Origin of the sequence: Streptomyces sp. NPDC047043, assembly GCF_040644055.1 — a bacterium.
Classification (GTDB): Bacteria; Actinomycetota; Actinomycetes; order Streptomycetales; family Streptomycetaceae; genus Streptomyces.
This window is the reverse complement of sequence record NZ_JBEYVO010000086.1, coordinates 1-3,794: the sequence shown is the minus strand read 5'-3', so window position 1 is coordinate 3,794 and position 3,794 is coordinate 1. Positions and strand designations below refer to the sequence as shown.

3 protein-coding genes are annotated in these 3,794 nt (G+C 73.3%); 2 read left to right on the top strand and 1 reads right to left on the bottom strand.

Annotated elements, in window-relative coordinates:
- Nucleotides 1-1,391: helix-turn-helix domain-containing protein (locus ABZ880_RS54325; RefSeq protein WP_361279402.1), on the top strand; the 1,391-nt coding region annotated here is incomplete at its 5' end.
- 115 nt (nt 1,392-1,506) lie between these two features.
- The gene (locus ABZ880_RS54320) at nt 1,507-2,679 is read left to right on the top strand and encodes an FAD-dependent monooxygenase (RefSeq protein WP_361279400.1); all 1,173 of its coding nucleotides are present in this window, start codon (nt 1,507-1,509) and stop codon (nt 2,677-2,679) included.
- Nucleotides 2,680-2,758: 79 nt separating this feature from the next.
- On the opposite strand, the gene ABZ880_RS54315 is transcribed toward ABZ880_RS54320, so the two are convergent.
- On the bottom strand, nt 2,759-3,634 hold the full coding sequence (locus ABZ880_RS54315) for a PhzF family phenazine biosynthesis isomerase (protein WP_361279398.1): 876 nt from the start codon (nt 3,632-3,634) through the stop codon (nt 2,759-2,761).
- Between the last annotated feature and the right edge of the window lie 160 nt (nt 3,635-3,794).

Here is a 3,794-nt window from a genome sequence, read left to right as displayed (position 1 = left end):
TGGGTTCTGGAGCGTCGGGCTGGGGTGTATCGGGGTCGGTCGGCTCGGGAGCGGTCGGCCCGGAAGCGGTCGGCCCGGGAACGGTCGGCCCGGGAACGGTCGGCCCGGAAGCGGTCGGCCCGGGAACGGTCGGCCCGGGAACGGTCGGCCCGGAAGCGGTCGGCCCGGGAACGGTCGGCCCGGAAGCGGTCGGCCCGGAAGCGGTCGGCCCGGGAACGGTCGGCCCGGAAGCGGTCGGCCCGGGAACGGTCGGCCCGGAAGCGGTCGGCCCGGGAACGGTCGGCCCGGGAACGGTCGGCCCGGAAGCGGTCGGCCCGGGAGCGATCGGCCCGGAAGCGGTCGGCCCGGGAGCGATCGGCCCGGGACCGGTCGGCAAGGGACCGGTTGGCCCAGGTTCGGTCGGCTCGGGTTCGGTCGCGGTGTCCGCGAGCAGCTCGGCCGGGCCCGGACTGGTTGCCGCCCAGGCACTCCCGGCGTCGTACCGCATTCGGCTTCCGGACGGCACGGGCCGTACGGTGGTCCTCACCCCCGTGTCCCACCTGGGCTCGGTCGTCGGGGTGGTCGCCGTGCTGGAGCCGGTGGGGGATGCGGCCGTGACCTCGGCCTCGCGGACCGTGGTGGGACTCGCCGGGCGATCCGTGCCGTGGCGGCATGCGGTTGCCCGGGCGGTGGAGTTGGCCGGATCGGCCGAGCCGCTGCTGCTCGTCGGCGAGCGCGGCACCGGGAAGACCTCGCTGGCACGGGAACTGGCAGCGAATCCTTTGATCCTGGACGCGGCGGAAGGCGAACTCCGTATCCAGGTCGACGAGTTGGTGAGCGGGCGCCCGCTCCTCATCCGTCATGTCGAGCGTCTCGCACAGCCCTACACGGCGACCCTCAACTCGCTGCTGGATTCGCATCCCGGTGTACCTCTGCTGGTGACCTACACCCCCGGCGTGCCGCCCGGCCCATGTCTGCAACGGCTCCTGGACACCCTGGCCGCACGCTCGGTCACCCTCCCCGCCCTGCGTGAACGTCCCGAGGACGTCAGGGAGTTGGCCACGGCCCTGACCCCTCGGCCGGCACCGGGACGGCCGCCGCTCACCTGGACGCTGGACGCGTTGCGTGCGCTGGAGCAGCATCCGTGGCCCGGCAATGTCACCGAACTCGCCCATCTGGTACGGGCGTTGGCCGATCAGCGTCGCGCGACTGGACCCGTCCGCCGCGCCGAGCTGCCCGACCCGGTGCGCGAGGGCCCCGCGCCCCGGCCGCTCAGCCCGATGGAGCATGCCGAGCGCGCCGCCATCCTGGAGGCCCTCCGTCTGCACGGCGGCAACAAGGCCCGCACGGCGGCGGCCCTGGGCATCGCCCGCGCCACGCTGTACCGGAAGCTGCGGGGCTATCGCGGCTGACCACCGGCTCCCTCAACTGGCCGGAAACACCTTGTACAGCCGCCGAGTTGTGTCCGTACCCTGTCCGGGCCGACCGTCGAGCGTGGGCGCGCGTCTGTCGAGGTGAGGTCGTGCCATGAGAGCGATCGTCGTGGGAGCCGGCATCGGCGGACTCGCCGCGACGCTGAGTCTGCGTCGCGCCGGCCATGAGGTCACGCTCGTCGAGCAGACGCCGCGGTTCACCGAGCTCGGTGCCGGGATCCAGCTCGCGCCCAACGCCACGCGCGTCCTGCGCCGGCTGGACCGGCTCGACGCGGTCGACGCCCAGGCGGCCCGCCCCGCCGACCTGAGCTTCCGCACCTGGTCCGACGGGGCCGAGATCTGCAGCTACGCCCTGGGGCGCGAGGTCGAGGACGAGTTCGGGGCGCCGTATCTGCAGGTCCACCGGGCCGATCTGCAACAGGCCCTGGCCGCTGCGGTGCCGCCCGAGTCCGTACGCCTGAACACCGTGGTCGTGGGAATGGACCAGGACGACAAGGCGGCGTATGTGACGACTGCGAGCGGTGAGCGTCTGGCCGCGGACCTGGTCGTGGCCGCGGACGGGATTCGGTCCGCGGCGCGCCAGCGGCTCTTCGGTGCGGACGAGGCGGTGTTCTCGAAGACTGCCGCCTACCGGGCCCTGCTCCCGGCCGAGGAGGTGGCCGACCTGGACCTGCCGGACACCGGTATCTGGATGGGACCGGGACGGCACTTCGTCCACTACTGGGTGCGTCGCAGGCAACTCCTCAACGTCGTCGCCGTGTTCGGGACGGAGACAGCACAGGAGTCGTGGACCGAGCAGGCGGAGCCGGGAGAGCAGCTGCGCGCGTTCGAGGGCTGGGACCCCCGGGTGCTCAGCGTCCTGGAACGCACGGGGCAGGTGTTCCGCTGGGGCATCTACACCCGCACCCCGCTCGACCGGTGGAACCTCGGGCGAGTGACGCTGCTGGGCGACAGCGCACACGCCATGGTGCCGTTCCAGGCCCAGGGCGCCGCACAGGCGATCCTGGACGCGGCCGTGCTCGGCGACTGCCTCGCGGATGCGACGCCGGCCGACGTACCCGACGCGCTCGACCGGTACGTGAGCCGACGGCTGTCGGCCGCCACGGGCATGCAGGCCCGCTCCTCACAGGCGGGCGAGGAGTTCCATCTGCCGGACGGACCCGAGGCCCGGGCCCGGAACGCCCGCATGGCGGCGCACGCGGCCGAGAACAGGTTCCTGCCCGTGGCGGCCGCGTGGGCGGTCGACGCCCTCGATGACCTTCGTTGATTCACGCCGCATCAAGATCCTTCGGTGCACACCGCGTTGACGGGGCAGACCCGTGTCCGCGACCGTCGACGGCCGGCGCTCAGCCGATGCGGGCTCCCGTACCGCCGACACGGACGCGCGGGTCACCCGCGCGCAGCGTCACCGTGAGCTCGCCGGGGCGGCCCAGGTCCTCGCCCTGGTGCAGGGTGAGGACGGCGTCCTCGGGGACCAGGCCGAGGTCACGGACGTACGCACCGAACGCGGCGGCCGCCGCGCCGGTTGCCGGGTCCTCGACGACGCCGCCGACGGGGAACGGGTCACGGACATGGAAGACGGTGGCCGACTCCCGCCACACCAACTGGACCGTGGTCAGGTCCAAGCGGTGCATCAGGGCTTCGAGGCGCGCGAAGTCGTAGGCGAGATCCGCGAGGCGCGCGCGTGTCGCGGCAGCGAGCACGAGATGCCGGGCACCGGCGAACGCGATACGGGGCGGGAAGGCCCGGTCGAGATCGGCGGCCGGCCAGTCGAGCGCGGCGAGCGCTTCCGTGAGGTCGGCGTCAGCGATCTCCGCGATGTGCGGTTCGACGCTGGTGAGAGTGGCCCTGACCGTCCCGCCCTCCTCGGCCACCTCCACCGGCACGGTGCCTGCGCGCGTCGCGAACACCAGCTCCCCCGGCCCCACCCGCTCGGCGAGCGCGACGGCGGTGGCGACGGTGGCGTGCCCGCAGAACGGCACCTCGGCCTTGGGGCTGAAGTAGCGGATGGTGTACGCCCGCCCCTCCTGGCCGCCGAGTCCTTCCGGAGGCGCGGTCAGGAACGCTGACTCCGAGTACCCGAGGTCGGCGGCGATGGCCAGCATGTCGCTGTCGTCCAGGCCGGTGGCGTCCAGAACGACGCCGGCGGGGTTTCCGCCGTCGGGGGCGCTGGAGAAGGCGGTGTATCGCAGCACCTGGGGCCGTGGCGGGTTCGTCGTCATGTGTGCGGCAACAGGGCGCCGCACCGCGGCTATTCCTCGACGCGGGTGGCGCCCCGTCCGCGCGGCCTCTAGGGCTCTTCTGATGGATCTCCGTGGGAGAAGGAGCGGCGTTCGGTGCGTGCTCTCGGCGTGCCGGGCGGAAGCCCTCGTAGCGGAGCTA

Coding starts and splice junctions, on each gene's coding strand:
- ABZ880_RS54315 (WP_361279398.1), bottom strand. CDS start 3,634: ATGACGACGAACCCGCCACGGCCCCAGGTGCTGCGATACACCGCCTTC.
- ABZ880_RS54320 (WP_361279400.1), top strand. CDS start 1,507: ATGAGAGCGATCGTCGTGGGAGCCGGCATCGGCGGACTCGCCGCGACG.